The organism is Phormidium yuhuli AB48, assembly GCF_023983615.1.
Classification (GTDB): Bacteria; Cyanobacteriota; Cyanobacteriia; order Cyanobacteriales; family Geitlerinemataceae; genus Sodalinema; species Sodalinema yuhuli.
Window position 1 is genome coordinate 736,726 of record NZ_CP098611.1, and the last position, 20,030, is coordinate 756,755.

Below are 20,030 nucleotides of genomic sequence, written 5' to 3' on the forward strand. Positions count from 1 at the left end.
AGGCTATGTTTCAGGCAACGCGCCGGCGACTGGTGTTGTGGTACACCAGTATCACCGCCCTGTTATTGCTCCTGTTTGCCACAACGGTCTACTTATATGTACGCAGTACCCTAATCGATCGCGTCGATGATACCCTGAAGCATTCCCTAGAAGTGGTAGAGCGATCGCTCACCATCGACGAACAGCCGCAAGCGAACGGCATTCCCCAACTGCGTCTAAATCTAGAGGCCAGTTTTGGCGAGAATGCCGATAGCCTAGAAGAAGATCGCATTGATATCGAATGGTTTAGCCCCACCGGAGAACTGCTCTGGTCAACCCTCAGAGAACCCCTCAACGTTCCCATCACCGCCACTCGGACTCCCCAAACCGTCTATTTACAAGACGCCAACGCCCCTGATCGTCGCCCCATCCTCAGACAAATTGCCCAGCGCATTAGCCGCGATCGCCAAGTCGTGGGGTACTTACGAGTCAGTCATCCCTGGTTTGAAATTGCCCGCCCCAGTCGTGATTTAGCCTTAGACTTGGGGTTTGGCATTACCGTTATGATTGCCTCGGTGGCGGCCATGGGTTGGTGGCTGTCTGGCTTAGCCATGAAGCCGGTGAGAGAGTCCTATCAGTATCTCAAACAGTTTACCGCCGATGCCTCCCATGAGCTACGCAGCCCCATCGCCAGCATTCAAACCCAAGTTCAAGTGGCCCTAGCAGACCCAGATTTGCGGGATAATGCCAGCTCCCGGACCCTAGAAAATATCGAACGTCTCACCCGACGACTGGGGCGGTTGGTGGATGATTTGCTATTTCTGACTCGACAAGATAGTGGCATGGTTCCCTGGGACCCGCAACCCGTGCCTCTGGATGCCCTTTTGTTGGAAGTGGTGGAAGAACAACTGGCGATCGCCACCTCCCATTCAATTGACCTAGAGTTCAGAATTTTAGACCCTGAACTCAGTCCCCCTAAATCCGGTGGCGAGGGGCCCAACGCCGATGATCCCTTTTCTGTCCTAGGAGATTGGGACCAGCTATTTCGCCTCTTCCTCAATTTACTCGGGAATGCTCTACGATATACCCCCGACGGTGGTGCAGTCCAAGTCACCCTAGGCTATCATCTCCCCACTCGCTCTCAGAAAGCCAGTAAAGTTCCAGGAACCCTCCAGGTCCACATCAGCGATACCGGAATCGGTATTCCCCCAGAAGCCCTCCCCCATGTCTTTGAACGCTTCTATCGCGTCGATCCCGCCCGTCGTCAGGACTCCGGCCCCCTTTCAGGCTCTGGGTTAGGCTTGGCGATCGCCCAGACCATTGTCCAACGCCACGGTGGCGAGATTCATCTTGACAGTTGCCTCGATCAAGGCACCACCGTAGAAATTATCCTCCCGGGCCATCCCCTGTCTTAGGGAATCAGACCCAGAATCTTCTCAAATCGGGTCAATTCTGCCATCACTCCTGGATATCACAGTCCCACCCCTGCTTATCGTGCTTAACATATCTCTACCCCTAGATAGGGAAGATTTAAGGAAAACTTTGCTATTTATAATAATGGGATCTCTCAACTATCGAAATGTTGTAGCCCATTTAACGCCTTTATCCATCATGATCCAGCAAAAAATGTTAATATTGTTTTAACAATTCTAGTTTGTCCTTAAAAGGTAGCGGCGAAAACTCCACATAGAAGCTGGAACCCGCTCACAGTCTCTGGAAACACAGTGATGACTCTCCCTAGGTCGAGATGTTTCACCAAACCCAGCAGACTCGGGGAGTTTACCCGTGGAGCAACTTGAGTGATCTAAACAGGGACTGCGTACATCTACTTAACGATGGGAGGAAACTCACTCAAGCCAAACGAGTATTTTTTTTCGCTTTTGACAACTTTATCCTGCCTAAACATGATTAAACTTTATACGATATAACCCCAGAATTCTCCCATGCTAATGGGAAATCAACACTCGATATCCATCAACTTTTTATTAAGTTCAATTACAGCCCGCTACGTAACTCGATTCATATTGGTCATATTCGCAGCACATCTGGCCCATCTTTAGAAATAGGTATTTTTCATGACCTCCTTCCTCACCTCTTCACAAACACAGCACTCCCTACCCAGCCAACCCACACCGCGTTCTGGTTCAACCCCGGTGATGGACCCCGTGTTTAATCGCATGAGTGAAGCCAGTTGGCTCGTCGATTGGCCCAGTGGTCGCTTGTTATGCTTCAATCCGGCAGCTGAAAGACTCTATGGACGAGCGCTCCCTCAGTCAAATCAGCCCCCAGAACTCTGGTTACAGATGATCGCCCCGAAACATCAGAACTTTGTTAGAGAGCGTATTGATCGCTATCTATGTGCCCAGGCAGCGAACGCTGAACAAGCAGATCTAACCTTGGAATATACCCTGACTCGTCCCGATGGTCAGCAGCGTTGGGTTCGCAGTCAAATCTGGCAGTTTCCGAGTCCCACAGGAACCCAACTACAAGGCTTAACCGTCGATTTGACAGCACAACGGGAACTCTATCAGCAAAAACTACAATTTGAGAAACTAACCAGCAATATCCCAGGGGTGATTTATCAATACCTGTTGCGGCCCGACGGCTCACACTATTTCCCCTATATGAGTCCCCGTTGTTACGATCTCTATGAATTAGACCCCGCAGTCCTAGTAGCCGATCCAGATTTAGTCTGGAGTTTAATTCATCCTGATGATGTGGAGGAGTTTAACCAAAGTGTGGCCGAATCGGCTCAAAATCTGACCACCTGGAACTATCAATGGCGCAATTACACCCATTCAGGACAACTGAAATGGCTCTCAGCTACGGCCCAACCGGAACGACGGCCTAACGGAGATATTGTCTGGGATGGTATGATTGTTGACATCAGCCAGCAGAAACAGGCAGAACTCGAGCGCGATCGCTTCTTCAACTGCGCCCTAGACTTGTTCGCGATTATTGGCTTTGACGGCTACTTCAAAGCCATCAATCCAGCCTGGGTGAGCACTTTGGGCTATTCCCTAGAAGAATTAAAGACCCAGCCTTTTTTAAGCTTCGTCCATCCCGACGATCGCGAGCAAACCCAACTCGAAGCGCAAAAAATTGCCACGGGACATCACACCCCCTGGTTTGAAAATCGCTATCGTACCCGCAACGGAGACTATCGCTGGCTGGCCTGGCGGACTGTGAGTCTCCCCGATGAAGGAGTCATGTACACCAGTGCCCGAGACATCACAGACCAGAAACAGAATGCAGCGGAACGAGAGCGACTCATTACAATCCTTGAAGCCTCACCCGATTTTATCAGCAGTTCCGATCTCCAGGGAAATATCACCTATGTGAACCGGGGAGGGCGCGACATCGTCGGAGTCAGCCCTGATTGTGACCTCAATGATTACAAGATTGAGGACTTTATTCCTGCGGATATGGTAGACTTTTTGGCAGCTGAAGCCATTCCCTCTGCCATTAAAGACGGGCTTTGGAAAGGGACTACGCAACTGAAACGAGCGAATGGAGAGCCATTCCCTGTCTCTCAGATTATCATCTACCATCCCCCCACTCCAGAGTATGAGGGCTATCTCTCCACCATTGCCCGGGATGTCACGGAAACTCAAGCCATTCAAGAACGCTTACGGCAACAGGAGGAGTTTCTACGCAGCATTTATGACAATCAAGGCAATATCGTCTTTGTGGTCGATTATGCTGAGGATGGACAATGGCGCTATTCAGACTGGAATGCCCGCGCTGAAGAGGTAACTGGCATCTACCGTCCGAACATGGTGGGTAAGACCCCCGTTGAGTTATTCGGAGATGCCATAGGCTCTCGGACCACTCAGCATTATGACAACTGTCTCAAGGCTGGAGATAAGATTACCGTCGAAGAAAGCTTCTCTAAAGACGATCTCACCTTGTATTTACACCTGACCTTAACCCCCATCTTCGACAGTCATGGCCGAGTTACCCGTCTAATCGGCACGTCCACAGATATTACGGAACGGCGTTTAGTGGAGTTCGCCCTGGAGTCCTCGAAGCGTAAGTACCGCCTCCTGGCACAAAAAGAGAAACTTATTAATAGCATTTCTCAACAAATCCGTAAATCTTTGGATCTCAACACCATCCTAGAGACTACAGTGCAGGCTATCTACGAACTGCTCGATATTGATCGTTGTTACTTCCTACTCTATGCGGGAGACAAGCCCCTGAGTCAATATAGCTTTGCCACTGAAGCGAAACGGGATGGGTTGCCCTGTCATCAAAAAGAGCATGGTGCCCGTTTCTTTAAAATTCTCTCAGAGGTTTTGCAGGCCCAACCGGCTATCCGAGTTGATCAGGCTGATCAGCTTGAAGATGCTCTATTACGAGACCAACTCCAAGTCTTAGGCTATCAGTCCTTAGTCTTGTTTCCCATCAATGCCGGGAATGGACACCTGGGAACATTAGTCTGTAGTCAGGAAATGGCCGCTAAAGCTTGGCGCGATCGCGATATCGAACTTCTGCAAGCGGTCTGCGATCGCCTGGCCATCGCCATCCAGCAAGCCGTCCTCTACCAACAATCGCGACAGTCTGAACAGGAGGCGATCGCCAAAACTCAAGAACTTGAAACCACCCTGAAACAACTCAAACAAACCCAAACCCAACTGATTCAAGCTGAAAAAATGTCCGGTTTAGGACAATTGGTGGCTGGAGTTGCCCATGAAATCAATAATCCGGTGAGTTTCATTTTTGGGAATCTTGTTCACGCCAAAGAATACAGTCAAGATCTGCTCAAACTGATTGCCTTGTATCAACAGCATGGCATCGCAACCCATCCCGAGATTACAGAGTTTATCGACGAGATTGACTTCAACTATCTCCAAGAGGATATGCCGAATCTGTTTAGTTCCATTGAAACCGGGGCCGTGCGGATTCAGAAAATTGTGCGATCGTTGCGAACCTTCTCTCGCCTTGACGAAGCCGACGTAAAAACCATTGATATCAACGAGAGTCTTGAGAGTACCCTCATGATTCTATCGAGTCGTCTGCAGGGAAGCGAGGACTGCTCTGAAATTGAATTAGTCTCTCACTATGGCACAGTCCCCCAGGTCAGCTGTTACGCCGGGGCCTTAAATCAGGTCTTTATGAACCTCATTAATAATGCCGTAGATGCCATTCGAGAAGCCAATCCCACTCAAGGCCGCCTCACTCTAGAAACGGCCATCCGTGAAGAGGGTCGCCTTCAGATTAAGATCAGTGATAATGGCAGTGGCATTCCCGAGAGCGTCCAAGATCGTATCTTCGACCCCTTCTACACCACCAAACCCGTCGGCAAAGGGACTGGTCTCGGCCTGTCCATCAGCTATCAAATTATCGTCGAGCGACATCAGGGAACCCTCACCTGTGACTCAACGCCGGGAGAAGGTAGCACCTTTATCATTGAATTGCCCCTACAACCCTCGTCAGAATCTTAGGAGTAAGGTGTCCTCTAGGTTTAGGGGGGCCCCTACCCCCTAGCATCTTTCACGCCATATTGCTCAGCAAAATGGTCTTGCAACAATCCATGCACAAAACGATAGCCTCCTCCTACCCGTTGTAGAAACCCCCGTTCCGTGCAGTAGCATAAAAACTTACTGTAGTTCCAAGGACTGTAGCCAAAGAGCCAAAGGGTGACCCGCAAGGCACAATGAGAAATCACACTATTCAACCCCCCCGCAAAGGCCCCAAATAAGAACCCCAACACGACCCCTTCCCGAATCAGTTGCATCCAGGTGATTGGCTCATTGAAATAGTGCAATGCTAAAGGAATGAGGAACCCAACCGGTACAAACATACATCCAAAGATAAAGGCATTGGTTAAGGAGCGATAAATCCCTTGATTATCCTCTGTTTTCGTATCAATTTCTCCCCCCACAAACGCTTCTGCTAAACCCCCAATAATCCCGACCACTGTTCCAAAAATCTGCCCCACCATGATGCCCCCGAGAACCCCAATCCAAACGCCGCCAAAGCGTTGACCAATGAGTCCTCCGGTTATCCCCCCGAGCAATCCCACCATCCAGCCCAGAAAAAGGCTTTTGCTAATCACCTGAGAGAGGTATTTTGAGGCTAATTTACGAGAAAAATGAATCGTCTCAACAGTTTTTATTTCTCGAATCAGTCCCCCAACCAAACCCACAATTAAGCCAACGACTAATCCCCCAATCATGCCACTCATCAGCCCTTCAATTAAACCATAAATCAGGCTAAACAGTAGCCCAACAACTAGACCGAGAATAACGCCTAATACGAGTCCGTAGATTAGTTTTTCAGGCTTTTTTTGTAAGCTATAAGGCTGTAATTTCTCAATAAAAAACTCAGTTTGCTGGTCTTCCATTAACCAGGAAGCTAACCACCCCAGCCAGCGTAGCGTCTGGGGATCATCGTGATAGGGTTTCTGACCATGACGAGTGGCCGGTAAATTGCCCCCTCCTAAGTAGCGGCGTTGCAGTCGGGTTTGTACATAGGCTTCAAATAATGCCCGCCGTCGCCTTTCAGGACTTACGGACGGTTGCCAGAGTTCTAGCGGTAAGTTCTCACTCGCCAAGACCAAGATATTGAGAAATAGGGGCGATCGCGCTAAGCCATTGTCCGGGTCTATACTGTCTCTATCTTGGCAAATCGCCTGCCAAAGCCAACCACAGTGAGCTTGTTCTAAGTAGCGTTTAATTTGTGGGTTACTGAGAGGTTTTAAGACTAAAGCTCCATTTAAACCTAAATGAGAGTTGTAGAGTTGATATTCATCCAAACGACAGCACACCACCAGAGGAATGCCACTCCAATCCGGGAGAAACTGATTGAGAGCCTGAATGCAGCTTTCCTGACGCTGGGACATCAACTCATCTAAGCCATCGAGGAGGGGAATAATGCGGCCGCGATCGAGCCATTTTTGGGCAATGTCTTGGCGGATGCCATATTTGAGTTTTAGATCCAGAATCAGCCAGCTGCGAATCTCTTTAAACCCCACATTCCAAGCCGATAAGTTCAGAAGGACGGGAACCGGATGGTTGAGAGTGTCCTCGGCCCGTTCAATGAGGGTTTGGGCCAGTTGCAGCAGGACTGTGGTTTTCCCGGAACCGGGGGCCCCAAGAATCAGTAAGCGTCCTGCCACATCAGGACGATCAAAAATATCAATGATAGGGGTTTGATGACCAAGATGCTCAGGAAGCGCCTTGCCCACTTTTACATCCACAGACCAGGGGGTGATGACCTGGCTGGGGTCTTCCATCGTCTGGAGTTGTAAATCAACCTGATGACAGAGCGATCGCGATAGCCGGCCCGCCACCTCATTCTTGACGGCATTCAGCAGTTTGGCTTCACTAGCATCCCGTGATGCAGCGGCAGGACCGCCAAAATTCTGCACCATTTGGGAAATCGTGACCTGTGCCCCATCATTGGGATTAATACCCTGTTGCTTATAATCGCCCCCCATTGTCCTCCTAGCTAAAGGTTTGCTGAATGGTCTCGTTGAAGTTAGCGGTTCCTTCGTTAATGACAATCCCCTGTTGCTTACGCTGGTCAATCTTGATATTCATCGGCGGGAATTGTCGTTCTACCTCCTCCACCACGGTGGCGAGTTGGGGATCTCGGACCTCTTCCTGTACCATCTGGGCCACCAACTGGGGGTTATCAAAGGGATTCTCGGGGGAGTCTTCAGCGTTGGCAAAGCGGGATTGCAGCCGTTCCCCCAACAGACTGACCCCATTTTGCAGATGGGTCGACAAACGGTCAGCAGCAGATTTCATCGGGGGTAGGGCGATCTCTAACATTTCCTTGGACACGATCTGACCCGTATTTTCCGCAGCTTTGGTCAACATCACCGAGGCAATTCCTGCCAAACCTAATTCTAGGGGCCCCATTGACGTTCTTCTCCTAATTTTAAGTTACCCGTCTTCTCTAACATAGTTTGCTGCTAAAAAACAATGTTGGGGTGGGGGGTCTTACACCACAGGAAAGGAACGTTGTGAGTCAAGATAGGGAGGTTTGATGGCGGTTGAAGATTCAAATATATCAGTCCTAGTCATGACATATCCTGAGTTGCATCAGTCCTGCATTTTTTGCTGGGTAACGGTTTGAACGGGATGACATCCTTTTTTTATCGACCCAGTGATTATATTTATGGATGTGCTTAATTCTCCTGACTAGATATGACATGAGTCAGTAAATATACGTTTTCAATTTACCCATGACGGGTTACACTCTCAATGAGGAAGACCCCTCATGGGATAGAGTGAATTTAAGCCTTGAGACAGCTTCAAAGAGACGGGGTCTCTGACCCCTGGGGTCTGTTCCCAGAGGGGGGAAGCCCTAACCCAGATTCACGCTAACCCCCCTTTCCCGACGGCCGACGGCCTATTGCCTTCTGCGACTTATCCTCGGGATCTCTGTGGTTCTCCCTATTGCCTCTCACCCTACTGTCACAGAGTGCAACAAAGTTTGCGGGAATTTACCGAGATACTGTAGAGAGTTAAGTTAACAAAACCATTGAGACCTTTTCGATAACAGCTATGACCTCTATATCCACTCAACTGCCTCCCCAGGAGCAGCTAAACCTCAAAAATTCCCTAGATTACAGCCAAGTTAACTCTCTGACCGAGGTCTGGTCTATTGCCAGCGATCGCTTCCAAAACCTGACTGCCTTAGAGAATCCCCATGATGACCCCCCGGTCAAACTCTCCTATCGGGACCTCTGGCAACAGATTCAGACCTTCGCCACGGCCCTACAGAGTCTGGGCCTCGACTCAGGGGATGAGTTACCGCCGCGAGTGGTGCTATTTTCTGAAAACAGTCCCCGCTGGTTCATTGCCGATCAGGGAATTATTGCCGCCGGGGCCGCCGATGCGGTGCGATCGAGTCAAGCCGATCGCGATGAACTTCTCTACATTGCCCAACATAGTCAAAGTCGGGGCCTGGTCTTGGAAAACCTAGCGACCCTGGAAAAACTCCAATCCTCTAACGATGAGGAATTACGGCTAAGTCAGGATATTGCCTGGGTGGTGTTACTCTCAGAAGAAACTCCCCCCGAGGAAACTCCCTTCCGCCTGCTCAACTTCAGTCAATTTATGGCGTTGGGGGATGCGGCCCGCTTCAAACTACCCCAGAGCGATCGCAGTACCCTGGCCACCCTCATCTACACCTCCGGAACCACGGGCCGTCCTAAAGGAGCCATGTTGACCCATGGCAACCTCTTGCATCAGGTTAACGCCTTCCGTCATGTTTTCGTGCCCCAAGCGGGCGATCGCGCCCTCAGCATCCTCCCCAGTTGGCACGTGTACGAGCGCACCTGTGAGTATTTCCTGCTCTCCCAAGGCTGCGCCCAAATCTACACCAGCCTGCGCTACTTCAAAACCGATCTCAAAGACCATCAACCTCAAATCATGATTGGCGTTCCCCGTCTCTGGGAATCTATCTACGAGGGGGTGCAAAAGAACTTCCGAGAACAACCGGCTAACAAACAGAAACTGGTCAGCTTCTTCATCAATGTTAGTCGTCGCCATCTCCAGGCACAAAACATCCGCGATGGTCTCATCCTTGATCAGACCCCTCCCTCGGGGTTAGAACGGTTCATGGCCCGCTTACAAGCCCTAGCCTTGACCCCTCTCCATGGCTTAGGTCATAAACTGGTCTATAGTAAAGTCCGTGCGGCTACAGGGGGAAAAATCAAGTTTCTCATCAGTGGGGGTGGCTCTTTGGCTCAACATATTGATGAGTTCTTCGGCATCATCGGAATTAAACTACTCGTGGGCTACGGACTGACGGAAACCGCCCCCGTCTTAACAGTACGTCGTGCTTGGGCCAATTTACAGGGGTCGGCGGGACTACCTCTGGTAGAAACGGAAATCCGCATTGTTGATCCTGAAACTGGGCGTTCACTGCCGCAAGGAGAACGAGGCTTAGTCTTGGGACGCGGTTCTCAGGTCATGCGCGGCTATTTCAACAACCCCGAGGCGACACAGAACGCGATTGATGCCGAAGGCTGGTTTAATACCGGGGATTTAGGTTGTTTACTCCCCGGTGGACACCTGCGTCTAACGGGACGAGCGAAAGACACCATTGTCCTCAGTAATGGGGAGAACATCGAGCCTCAACCCATTGAGGATGCCTGTGTTCGGAGTGCTTATATCGACCAAATTGTTTTGGTGGGTCAGGATCAGCGTCAACTGGGGGCGTTGATTGTCCCGAGTTGGGAGTCGTTAGCTCAATGGGGAACGGCTCAAGGACTTACGGTGAATAGCGAGGCGATTCCGCCCTTAGACCTCCATCAGGAGCAGGTACAGCAACTGTTCCGGGAAGAACTTAGCCGGGAGGTGAAGAATCGTCCAGGCTATCGGGCCGATGACCGGATTGGCCCCTTCCGGTTGGTACAGGAGCCGTTCTCGATGGAAAATGGCATGATGACTCAGACTCTAAAAATCAAACGGCCGGTTGTGCAGGAGCGCTACCGCGATACCATTAACGAGATGTTCGGGTAGGTTCTTCGGCCAACTCCCACGCATCATTCACCTATCAAGAGAGATTCATGGAACTCGACAACTCTAAACTACTGCTCAAGCGTAATATCACCATTGTGGCGATCGTCACCCCGAAATGGAAGGAGGAGGCGCAACAACAATTACAATTACAGATGGACCGGCTCGATAGCCAACTCCAACAGTTGGAAATGCAGGCCCAGCAAGCGGTTTCGGAACTGAAAGCTAAAAGTACTCAGCCCCTCGGTCCCCAAGCACAACAGCAGATTGATAATTTGCAAGTGCAGGTTAATCAGCGGAAAGCGCAGTTCTTAGAACAGAAGAACCAAATTTTGCAACAGCTACAGCAAGTGCAAACAGTTGAGATGGAGCAGGAGGTCAGTCAGGGACAAATTGAAAATTTCTTTTATGTGGGTAAGGGCGATAACCTGGTGCAAAAGCTCAAGGTTGACGTGGTGATTAAAGATGGAGAAATTGTCGATATTCGCGGCGAACTATAAGTCGTCTCTGGTGCGATCGCCATTCTAATTTTTTTTAGGGTTCAGGGGCAGTTCCTGTCCCTTTTTTTGTCTGTTCTTTCCCCAGCCCCTAATGTCAGTGTTTTTACGGAATCATGACCCTGCCTCAAAGCTGATTGGCAAATCGCAATTGAGAATCTATACTAATTACTATGTTAAAACAGCTACAGTTTTTCCGAGATACTCTGATGCGCTCCTACATCTCTGTCTGGCTAACACTTGTCCTTGGCTCTCTTATATCAGGGAGTGTAGCGATTTTTGTTGCAACCCAGGAGATGCGAAGTTTGCAACAGCAATTTCCTAGACGGGTCAATCATCTTGCACTTGCTTTGCAACAGCGTATCGAGGGGTCTTTGCAGGGAACCCTGACCCTGGGACGTTTTGTGCAGAGCAAGTCTCAAATTGATGAAGCCCAGTTAAATCAGTTTACGGACTCAATTTTTCCTCAGTATCCTGGATTACTCGAATTAGGTTGGGCAGTTAACAGTTCTGAGGATGAGTTCAGGGTTAGGGCAACAAAACAGTATCGGCTTCAAGCCTCGTCTCGGGTTAGCCTGGAACGGCCAGAAACGTTCGATGACTGGGCGATCGCCAATGCGGCACAAAGCGGCCGGAGTCAAGTCAGTCGTACCCGCTTTGACCCACAGGCTCAAGAGCATGTGTTTAACGTCTATCATCCCATTTATGATCAGGTTGTGTCGGAGAATGATGATCCCGCTCTAGGGGACGATAATCCTGAATTTTTAGGGATTGTTTACGGGATTTATCACCTCAAAGAGATGGTGAGGTTAACCCTAGGAACCCTGGATATCCGCAATCTGGATTTTTATCTCTTTGAGATGACTGTTGACGTCCTCGACTCATCTCTACTCAAAGAAACCTCAATGGCTCAGGAGAACTTTTTGTTCTTCTATAATGCCGAAACCCGAACTCTGGAGTCGGATTGGCAACAGATTCCGGCAATTTACATGGCTGAGGGATATTACTGTCCTGTTCAGCCCAATCATAACTGTATTCGCAGCCTCAATGTGGGTGGGCGTGAGTGGTCAATGTTGATTCTGCCCCGGTTAGACCGAGGACAGTTTTCCTGGCGGGTGGGGAGTACCTTGGTGATTGGCCTGCTGGTGACGGGGTTATTGGCGAGTTATCTGCGATCGCTCCTCCAAGAGAATAACCGAACCGAAGCGCTCAACGAACATCTCAGTGCTGAACTCAATATATCACGGCGACTTCAGCAAATGCTCCTTCCCACCGCCCATGAACTGCAAAAAGCCAGCGAACTGGAAATCGCCACCTATATGGAACCGGCCGACGAGGTGGGGGGAGACTATTACGATATCCTCATCGGCGAGAAATCCATCAAAATCGGCATCGGTGATGTGACGGGCCATGGCTTGGAAAGTGGGGTATTGGCCATCATGGTTCAAACCGCCGTCCGCACCCTGGAGGAATATCAAGAAACAGACCCCCGGAAGTTTCTCGATGTCATCAACCGCACCATTTACCAGAACGTGCAACGGATGCAGAGTGACAAGAACCTGTCGTTATGCCTCATTGACTATCACGATGGCCTCCTGAAACTCAGTGGCCAACATGAAGAGGTCATTATTGCCCGGGAGGAGGGAATTGAACGGGTGGACACCATTGATTTGGGCTTCCCCATTGGCTTGGACACCAACATTCTGGACTTTATCAACGGTCACCATTTGTCTCTCAACCCCGGGGATGTGGTGGTTCTCTACACCGATGGGATTACGGAAGCTGAAAACCAACACAAGCAACTCTATGGGATTGAGCGACTCTGTCAGGTGATTAGCCAGCATCGCCAATGCACCGCCGAAGCAATTCTCCAGGGGGTGATTGACGATGTACGCCGGCATATTGGTCGCCATAAGGTCTATGACGATATCACCTTGTTGGTGATTAAACGTCGGCCTTATGTCTCCTCCTCAATGGGAGAGTTTATTGTGGCGAAAAGCGCCGTCCCAAGCCTTCCGTGAGGGAATAACTCATCGCTTGTAACCACAGCCAAAGAGAGGGGTAGCGTTTTTCGGCCCAGGGTTGGGCCCAACGGCTGAACCGGGGAATCCAACTGAGACTCCAACCCACTAGGGCTTCTTTGGTGAAGTTGAGATAACTCCCAGTCCAACGCAGCAGGTCCCAGGGGCCGGCCAGTTGCCAAATCCAGAGTAAGATTTCGGGATGTTGGACAGCGGCTTTAAGGGCCAGGCCGTTGAATAGGCCCCAACTGGTGCGGTCTTTGATGAAGGTTTCCGCCACCTCTAGGGGTTCGTCGGCCAGGAGGCCAAAGAAGACATTGAGCATGGCGTTGATTTTTTCCGGGGCGATCTGTTTGCCCGTCGGGACCATCATCCCCTTGGAGAAAAGCCAGGTGACGGCGACGTTGCTTTGATAGGCCCGGATGCGATCGAGATTGGTGGCATCGAGGAGATCATGGGTTAGGGCGGTATCGAGCAGTTGCGTCAGCCGTTCCATATTTCGCACCAGGGACCCAAAGCCGGTGAAGATCAGGGGAGACTGTAGGCAGGCCGAGTCACCGATGGCGACAAGACGATTCCAGGCCACTTGCCGATCGCGACTGCTTTGGCTGAAATGCCCGGGAATATAGCCGAAGGTGGCTTTACGCCATTGCAGCTGGTCTACATCACAGCGGCGATATTCAGGCAAAATCTGGAAGAAATCCTCATACATCTCCAAAAGGGAGCCGGGATTCTCGGGGTGAATTTCGTGATAGTGGAACAGATAAATGGTCACTTCCCCATCCCGGCCAGGGAAGAGTTCCCAAATCAGTTGTCGCCCTCGGGAAATGTCGCCATGGGAATGGAGGACATCGCCAAATTGATGGTCCCAGACTTGGGGGTCAAAGCCTCCGGAAATGGCGGCCCCGACGGTGGGACAGACGCTGTTAAAGGTGCGACCGCCGTTGAGTTGCCAGGCGATGGGGGAGGCGCTTCCCATGGCATCGACGAGTAACCGCCCGCGAGCCTGTTTTGACTCACCGCTCGGGAGATGGGTAGCTTGGATTTCAGCCAGGGTAGCCCCGATATCGGCGCTGACAAATTCCGTTTCATCCCAGATGACCCCTCCGGCGGCCCGCAGTTTGTCACCGCAGATTCTCAGCAGTTGTTCGGCATCGACAGAGATATTGAGGACTTTGGGGGTATGCAGGACTTTGGCGTGAGTTCTGGGGGGATTGTTGGCATCGAAGAATTTGTTAAAGCCATCAATATATTCACAGGCGATGACCTGCTCAAAGTCTTCGGGGCTGAAGAGTCCTAGGTTAATCAGACTTTGGAATTCATCGCGGGAGATGTTCCATTCTCGGTTCATGCGTCCGAAGGGCAGCCGCTCAATCAGCAGCACCCGATAGCCTCGGCGAGCCATGACGGCAGCATGAATCACCCCTAGGGCCCCGCCAAGATAAATCAGGTCATAGTCGGGGTCGCCAGAGTTAGCGGCTTCGCTGGTGAAGGATACGACTTGTTTGGGGGTTTCGGGGTTGAGAACTCCCTCGCGCCAGCGTTTTTCCCACCAATAGACGCGATTGAGGTCATATTCACCGTTGGGAATATTTTGAAAATGCTTGACTGTTTCTGGGTAATGTGGTAGAAGTGCGTCAAATATAGACTGCTGCGAAAGGTCAATTTCGGGCAGTTGGGGATAGTGAGGGGGAAACTGACGTATCGCGTCCTGTTTTAACTGATTGGCCAGTTGACGTTCACCGGCGAGGGGGCGGTCTGCCCAACGAAAGACTTTAAGATAAGTGGTTCGCTGTAACGACCAAACGAATACTGAGAGTTCACCGTCCCCAAGGGGGATGCGGAGTCCGTCGGGGGTGGCGATCGCCTCTCCTTGATTGCGAAGAGTTGGGGGTTGCCAGTCCTGGTGCAGCCAATGGCGGACAGCAGCCGTATCCGGTGTAGGAATTTCCCAGTAGAGAAGTTGTTTCATCACTAAGTTTGCTGTTGAGTCGAAGTCACTTGGGTTGTGTTCACCACAAGACGAGTCGCCCAGGTCACTGTCTAAAAAAACTGTTGTTTGGGTTGTGTGTGATTGATTATGGATTATTTTATCCCAGAGACTGTACAGGACACGATGGAATTGGGGCGACAGCCGGTTAGCCCTGAGGTAGTGGCGGCGGCGATCGCGGGTGTGATCCAGATGACACGTCGCCAGGGCCGCAGTTTGGACGACTTACTCTCGGAAGTCCTGGAAGAAGACCAATTTTTAAATACTGAGCAACGTCATTGGCTCAGTGGGATTGTCCGTCAAGCCTGGGAGGCCTTTTAGGGTCACGTTTGGACAGGTTAGGGACGGCTGATAACCAGAATCACGCCGGTCATGATTAAGCCTAGCCCAATTAGGCGTAGGGGGGGGATAGTTTCTCCAAAACCAAAATGACCGATGAGAACAGCCATGACATAGGCCAGCGCGGTAGCTGGCCCAGCGACGCTCAGGTTAACCCGTGTCAGAAGTAGGATATAGACCATGGCCCCAGCGGCATAGCCGACGAGTCCCAGGAGCAGTTCAGGAGTGCTTAAGACCCCCCAGAGGAAGGCGAGTACCCCTTGAGGAGCGCTGGCCCCCAGTTTAAGGGCCCCGGCTTTGAGCAGAAACTGCCCCAGGGAATTGGTTAAAATTGAGATTAGGAACAGCACAAACTCTTGTAGGGTCACAAGATGTCTCCCATTCGTTAGGACGAAACAGCAGTCGAGACCTTAACGTACGTGATTACTATGATTCAGACAACTGCATCGCCTGAAAATCAACAGCAAAGCCAGGCCTGGTTACGGGGCCTGCTAGCCATCGCTTGGGCCGATGGTGATTTCGATGAACGAGAACGGCGGGCGATCGCTGAGATTACCCACAATAACCCAGAGTTAGCGCGTCTTGATGCTCAAAAGGAGACCATCTCCCCTGAGGAACTGGCCCAGAGTTTGGGGGATGACCCCCAGGTGGGGGAAAATTTCCTGAGAACGGCGGTGATGGTGGCGATCGCCGATGGGGTCTATACTCTCGGGGAGGACCAACTTCTGCAAGAGTTCTGTCAAGCGTTGGGGAACTGTCCTGATGCGCTACAAAACCTACGCCACACCCTGGAAGACTTAGAAGAGGGACAAGATCGGGTAACCCTCCCCTCTCCGGAGATTACCCAGTACCAGTTCCAGAAGGAAAAACACAAGCGCGATGTTCTCGCCCCTGTGCGACAATGGCTAGACCATGTTGAGGTTCATGACCCCAACGTAGCTCGGTTTCTCTGTCGCCTGATTCCTGCCAATTGCCCCTTTGAACGGGAAATCACGCTTTTTGGCAAAAAGTTGGTTCGCATCCCTCCGATGTGTGAACTGAATCCTCTCTATGAACAGTTAGTGGCGTTAAGGTTCCGGGCCTTGTCCTACCTCGCTGATGACTGTGGGGAGGATGTCAGCCGTTATTTTTAGCGGTTCTGTTGGAGGGCGTTCCCTGACTCACCCTGTCTTAATTCCCAGCCCTAGTCCCAAATTATGCAATTTATTGATCGCGTTGAAATTGAAGTAGAAGGTGGAACCGGAGGCGATGGCCTGGTGGCGTTCCGTCGCGAGAAGTATGTCCCCGCTGGCGGCCCGGCCGGTGGGGATGGGGGACGGGGGGGGTCTGTGTATTTGCTGGCGACGGATAATTTACAAACCCTGTTGGATTTCCGTTACGCCCATCGCTTCCGGGCTGAGAATGGCAAACGGGGAGGCAATAATAATTGTACTGGGGCTTCAGGGGGCGATCGTATCCTAGAAGTTCCCTGTGGAACCGTCGCCTATGACCTGGAAACAGGGGAGATTGTCGGCGATTTAGTCGAACCCGGGCAAAAAGTCTGTGTGGCGGAAGGAGGAAAGGGGGGTCATGGAAACCGCCATTATCTGAGCAACCGTAACCGCGCCCCAGAAGTGGCTCAGGAAGGACGGCCGGGGCGGATTCGTCAATTACGCTTAGAGTTAAAATTGCTAGCGGAGGTGGGGATTATTGGCCTTCCCAACGCCGGGAAATCCACCCTAATTTCCGTCTTGTCGGCGGCTCGTCCCAAAATTGCCGATTATCCCTTTACGACGCTGGTTCCCAATTTGGGGGTGGTACGGAAACCCACGGGAGATGGAACCGTATTTGCGGATATTCCCGGATTGATTGCAGGGGCCCATGAGGGATTGGGGTTAGGCCATGAATTTTTACGTCATATTGAACGGACGCGGGTGTTGTTGCATCTGGTGGATGTGACGGCGGAGAATCCCTTGGAGGATTATCGGGTGATTCGTGAGGAGTTAGTGGCCTATGACCGGGGCTTACCCGAGCGTCCCCAGATTATCGCCTTGAGTAAATTGGATGCCTGCGATCGCACTCCCGAGGAAATCCAAGACCTCAGCCGAGCCTTACAGCCGGATTCCGACTATCCCATTTTACAGATTTCTGCTGTGGCTCAGCAGGGGTTAGATGAACTCCTCAACGCCGTTTGGTACGTCCTGGACCAACGGGAACCGGAGTTTGTTTAAGGTCTGTCATGGGCTGTCCGTCACTGTCGGGGTAGATGATATCTGTTGATTGCGAGAGTTCTCTAACCATTAGTTATCTCCTGAATCGAGTCCTAATTCTCGTAACCGTTGTTCCATTGCTTGGAGTTGGGCCTCAGCAGTTTCGGCCCGTTGGCGTTCTCGTTGGCGTTCTTCTTCGGCGAGATTGGCCCGTTGGCGTTCTCGTTGACGTTCTTCTTCGGCGAGATTGGCCCGTTGACGTTCTCGTTGACGTTCTTCTTCGGCGAGATTGGCCCGTTGACGTTCGCGATCGCGTTCAGCTTCTGCATCCCGACGACGGCGATCGAGTTCCACAAAGCCCAAAAAGGGATCTCCCGTGGGAGTGAAGATATTGAGGGTTCCCTCACCGAGTTGAAAACGAATCCCCAAACGAGGACTTACCCAATCTTGAATCTCCTCAATCGGTTCTAACCGTCCCTGATGACGAAGCATCCCCGCTAAATCCAACTCATCCGGGTCATAGATATAGTATTCCTCTACACCGTAATGCTCGTAAAAGGCTTGTTTCTGTACCATTTCCGAAACTCGGTTTCCTGGAGAAAGGATTTCAAACACCACCTGGGGCGCGATATTGTCTTCCTCCCATTGTTTATAGGACCCGCGATCGCCCTTGGGCCGCCCAAACACCACCATCGCATCGGGGGCGCGACGAAGGCGATTATTCCCTTCCACCGGATACCAGAGTAAATCCCCCGCCACAAACACATCGGGATTGTCGGCGAACAGAAGTTCTAAGTTTTCCTTAATCACCACAATCCAGCGAAACTGTTTCGTATTGTCCGCCATGGGTTGTCCGTCACTATCCGGGTAGATGATATCCGTTGATTGCGAGAGTTCTCTAACCATTAGTTATCTCCTGAATCGAGTCCTAATTCTCGTAACCGTTGTTCCATCGCTTGGAGTTGCGCCTCGGCGGCGTCAGCCCGTTGTTCCGCCAGATTAGCCCGTTGGCGTTCCCGTTGACGTTCCTCTTCGGCGAGATTAGCCCGTTGGCGTTCCCGTTGACGTTCCTCTTCGGCGAGATTAGCCCGTTGACGTTCTTGCTGGCGTTCCTCTTCAGCGAGATTGGCCCGTTCCTCAGCCTCCCGACGACGGCGATCGAGTTCCACAAAGCCCAAAAAGGGATCTCCCGTCGGGGTGAAGATAGTCAGAGTCCCCTCACCGAGTTGAAAACGAATCCCCAAACGAGGACTTACCCAATCCTGCATCTCCTCAATCCGCGTCAATTGTCCCTCTTGACGCTGCATTCCCACTAAGTCCACCTGATCGGGGTCATAGATATAGTATTCGTCCACCCCGTAGCGGTTATAAAAGTCTTGCTTCGCTAGCATCTCAGAGAATCGGTTTCCCGGAGAGAGGATTTCAAACACCACCTGGGGGGCGATATTATCTTCTTCCCATTGTTTATAAGACCCGCGATCGCCCTTGGGCCGTCCAAACACCACCATTGCATCCGGGGCGCGACGAAGGCGATTATTCCCTTCCACCGGATACCAGAGTAAATCACCCGCCACGAACACATCGGGATTGTTGGCGAACAGAAGTTCTAAGTTTTCCTTAATTACCACAATCCAGCGAAATTGTTTCGTATTGTCCGCCATGGGTTGTCCATCACTGTCGGGGTAGATGATATCCGTTGATTGCGAGAGTTCTCTAACCATTAGCTATCTCCTGAATCGAGTCCTAATTCTCGTAACCGTTGTTCCATTGCTTGGAGTTGGGCCTCGGCGGCGTCGGCCCGTTGACGTTCTCGTTGGCGTTCTTCTTCAGCCAGATTGGCCCGTTGTTCCGCCAGATTGGCCCGTTCCTCAGCCTCCCGACGACGGCGATCGAGTTCAATAAAGCCCAAAAAAGGATCTCCTGTGGGAGTCAAGATCTTCAAGGTTCCTTCCTCAAGCTGAAAACGAATCCCCAAACGAGGACTCACCCAATCTTGAATCTCCTCAACCGGTTCTAACATCCCCTGATTACGAATCATCCCCGTCAAATCTACTTCATCCGGGTCATAGACATAGTATTCTTCCACGCCATAATGGTTATAGAATGCCTGTTTCTGCGCCATTTCCGAAAATCGGTTTCCTGGGGAAAGAATTTCAAACACCACCTGGGGAGCGATATTGTCTTCCTCCCATTGTTTATAGGACCCGCGATCGCCCTTGGGCCGTCCAAACACCACCATCGCATCGGGGGCGCGACGAAGGCGATTATTCCCTTCCACCGGATACCAGAGTAAATCCCCCGCCACGAACACATCGGGATTATCGGCGAACAGAAGTTCTAAGTTTTCCTTAATTACCACAATCCAGCGAAATTGTTTCGTATTGTCTGCCATGGGCTGTCCGTCACCGTCGGGGTAGATGATATCCGTTGATTGCGAGAGTTCTCTAACCATAAGTGTTTTAGGGTAAATTACTTACAGGAAATTGAGGCGACAACGATTGCGACAGCTTGACTCTTTTGGTTGAATTATAGCA

The 20,030-nt window shown here is 51.1% G+C and carries 15 protein-coding genes; 8 read left to right on the forward strand and 7 right to left on the reverse strand.

The genetic code is table 11. The annotated features are described in order from the left end of the window. Positions 1-5 precede the first annotated feature (5 nt). Positions 6-1,394 carry a sensor histidine kinase gene (locus NEA10_RS03020; RefSeq protein WP_252663746.1) on the forward strand — a complete coding sequence of 463 codons (1,389 nt, stop codon included), beginning with the start codon at positions 6-8 and terminating at the stop codon, positions 1,392-1,394. A gap of 741 nt (positions 1,395-2,135) precedes the next feature. Next, on the forward strand, positions 2,136-5,426 hold the full coding sequence (locus tag NEA10_RS03025; RefSeq protein WP_252665276.1) for a PAS domain S-box protein: 3,291 nt from the start codon (positions 2,136-2,138) through the stop codon (positions 5,424-5,426). A 32-nt stretch (positions 5,427-5,458) separates the two neighbouring features. Here NEA10_RS03025 and NEA10_RS03030 read toward each other — a convergent pair whose 3' ends face one another. Both NEA10_RS03030 and NEA10_RS03035 read right to left on the reverse strand, forming a co-directional pair. Continuing rightward, on the reverse strand, positions 5,459-7,423 hold the full coding sequence (locus NEA10_RS03030; protein ID WP_252663747.1) for an NACHT domain-containing protein: 1,965 nt from the start codon (positions 7,421-7,423) through the stop codon (positions 5,459-5,461). Positions 7,424-7,430: 7 nt separating this feature from the next. Further along, positions 7,431-7,850, reverse strand: a complete 420-nt coding sequence (locus tag NEA10_RS03035; RefSeq protein WP_252663748.1) for a hypothetical protein — start codon at positions 7,848-7,850, stop codon at positions 7,431-7,433. A 648-nt stretch (positions 7,851-8,498) separates the two neighbouring features. Between NEA10_RS03035 and NEA10_RS03040 the strand changes: the two genes are divergently transcribed. From NEA10_RS03040 to NEA10_RS03050, 3 genes are all read left to right on the forward strand, one after another. After that, the gene (locus NEA10_RS03040) at positions 8,499-10,463 is read left to right on the forward strand and encodes an AMP-binding protein (protein WP_252663749.1); all 1,965 of its coding nucleotides are present in this window, start codon (positions 8,499-8,501) and stop codon (positions 10,461-10,463) included. Between the two features lie 47 nt (positions 10,464-10,510). Then, a complete protein-coding gene (locus NEA10_RS03045) occupies positions 10,511-10,960 on the forward strand; it encodes a YlqD family protein (protein WP_252663750.1) in 450 nt (149 codons plus the stop codon). Between the two features lie 170 nt (positions 10,961-11,130). Continuing rightward, a complete protein-coding gene (locus NEA10_RS03050; RefSeq protein ID WP_252663751.1) occupies positions 11,131-12,978 on the forward strand; it encodes a SpoIIE family protein phosphatase in 1,848 nt (615 codons plus the stop codon). Here the strand turns inward: NEA10_RS03050 and NEA10_RS03055 are convergent. Further along, positions 12,941-14,950, reverse strand: a complete 2,010-nt coding sequence (locus NEA10_RS03055; protein ID WP_252663752.1) for an NAD(P)/FAD-dependent oxidoreductase — start codon at positions 14,948-14,950, stop codon at positions 12,941-12,943. The two genes, NEA10_RS03050 and NEA10_RS03055, sit on opposite strands and share 38 nt — an antisense overlap. Before the next feature lie 108 nt (positions 14,951-15,058). Between NEA10_RS03055 and NEA10_RS03060 the strand changes: the two genes are divergently transcribed. Then, positions 15,059-15,289, forward strand: coding sequence for a hypothetical protein (locus NEA10_RS03060; RefSeq protein WP_252663753.1), 231 nt, complete (start codon positions 15,059-15,061; stop codon positions 15,287-15,289). 17 nt (positions 15,290-15,306) lie between these two features. Here NEA10_RS03060 and NEA10_RS03065 read toward each other — a convergent pair whose 3' ends face one another. Then, positions 15,307-15,675: an EamA family transporter gene (locus NEA10_RS03065; RefSeq protein WP_252663754.1), complete on the reverse strand. Its 369-nt coding sequence runs from the start codon at positions 15,673-15,675 to the stop codon at positions 15,307-15,309. 60 nt (positions 15,676-15,735) lie between these two features. Between NEA10_RS03065 and NEA10_RS03070 the strand changes: the two genes are divergently transcribed. Beyond that, positions 15,736-16,440 (forward strand): Mo-dependent nitrogenase C-terminal domain-containing protein, encoded by a 705-nt coding sequence (locus NEA10_RS03070; protein ID WP_252663755.1) that lies wholly within the window; start codon positions 15,736-15,738, stop codon positions 16,438-16,440. A gap of 63 nt (positions 16,441-16,503) precedes the next feature. Beyond that, entirely contained in the window at positions 16,504-17,517 is a 1,014-nt protein-coding gene (obgE, locus tag NEA10_RS03075) for a GTPase ObgE (RefSeq protein WP_252663756.1), read from the forward strand. A gap of 69 nt (positions 17,518-17,586) precedes the next feature. Here the strand turns inward: obgE and NEA10_RS03080 are convergent, their stop codons facing one another. Genes NEA10_RS03080 through NEA10_RS03090 form a run of 3 tightly spaced genes read right to left on the reverse strand, consistent with a single transcriptional unit; the run spans position 17,587 to position 19,948 of the window. Then, positions 17,587-18,402 carry a Uma2 family endonuclease gene (locus NEA10_RS03080; RefSeq protein WP_252663757.1) on the reverse strand — a complete coding sequence of 272 codons (816 nt, stop codon included), beginning with the start codon at positions 18,400-18,402 and terminating at the stop codon, positions 17,587-17,589. Next, positions 18,402-19,217 carry a Uma2 family endonuclease gene (locus NEA10_RS03085; protein ID WP_252663758.1) on the reverse strand — a complete coding sequence of 272 codons (816 nt, stop codon included), beginning with the start codon at positions 19,215-19,217 and terminating at the stop codon, positions 18,402-18,404. The genes NEA10_RS03080 and NEA10_RS03085 overlap by 1 nt, the downstream gene beginning before the upstream one ends. Beyond that, positions 19,217-19,948, reverse strand: a complete 732-nt coding sequence (locus NEA10_RS03090; RefSeq protein WP_252663759.1) for a Uma2 family endonuclease — start codon at positions 19,946-19,948, stop codon at positions 19,217-19,219. Before NEA10_RS03090 ends, NEA10_RS03085 begins: the two co-directional genes overlap by 1 nt. Between the last annotated feature and the right edge of the window lie 82 nt (positions 19,949-20,030).

Bases quoted from the DNA above. Each gene is read 5' to 3' on its own strand.
- NEA10_RS03020 (WP_252663746.1), top strand. From the start codon at position 6: ATGTTTCAGGCAACGCGCCGGCGACTGGTGTTGTGGTACACCAGTATC.
- NEA10_RS03025 (WP_252665276.1), top strand. From the start codon at position 2,136: ATGGACCCCGTGTTTAATCGCATGAGTGAAGCCAGTTGGCTCGTCGAT.
- NEA10_RS03030 (WP_252663747.1), bottom strand. From the start codon at position 7,423: ATGGGGGGCGATTATAAGCAACAGGGTATTAATCCCAATGATGGGGCA.
- NEA10_RS03035 (WP_252663748.1), bottom strand. From the start codon at position 7,850: ATGGGGCCCCTAGAATTAGGTTTGGCAGGAATTGCCTCGGTGATGTTG.
- NEA10_RS03040 (WP_252663749.1), top strand. From the start codon at position 8,499: ATGACCTCTATATCCACTCAACTGCCTCCCCAGGAGCAGCTAAACCTC.
- NEA10_RS03045 (WP_252663750.1), top strand. From the start codon at position 10,511: ATGGAACTCGACAACTCTAAACTACTGCTCAAGCGTAATATCACCATT.
- NEA10_RS03050 (WP_252663751.1), top strand. From the start codon at position 11,131: ATGTTAAAACAGCTACAGTTTTTCCGAGATACTCTGATGCGCTCCTAC.
- NEA10_RS03055 (WP_252663752.1), bottom strand. From the start codon at position 14,950: ATGAAACAACTTCTCTACTGGGAAATTCCTACACCGGATACGGCTGCT.
- NEA10_RS03060 (WP_252663753.1), top strand. From the start codon at position 15,059: ATGGATTATTTTATCCCAGAGACTGTACAGGACACGATGGAATTGGGG.
- NEA10_RS03070 (WP_252663755.1), top strand. From the start codon at position 15,736: ATGATTCAGACAACTGCATCGCCTGAAAATCAACAGCAAAGCCAGGCC.
- obgE (WP_252663756.1), top strand. From the start codon at position 16,504: ATGCAATTTATTGATCGCGTTGAAATTGAAGTAGAAGGTGGAACCGGA.
- NEA10_RS03080 (WP_252663757.1), bottom strand. From the start codon at position 18,402: ATGGTTAGAGAACTCTCGCAATCAACGGATATCATCTACCCGGATAGT.
- NEA10_RS03085 (WP_252663758.1), bottom strand. From the start codon at position 19,217: ATGGTTAGAGAACTCTCGCAATCAACGGATATCATCTACCCCGACAGT.
- NEA10_RS03090 (WP_252663759.1), bottom strand. From the start codon at position 19,948: ATGGTTAGAGAACTCTCGCAATCAACGGATATCATCTACCCCGACGGT.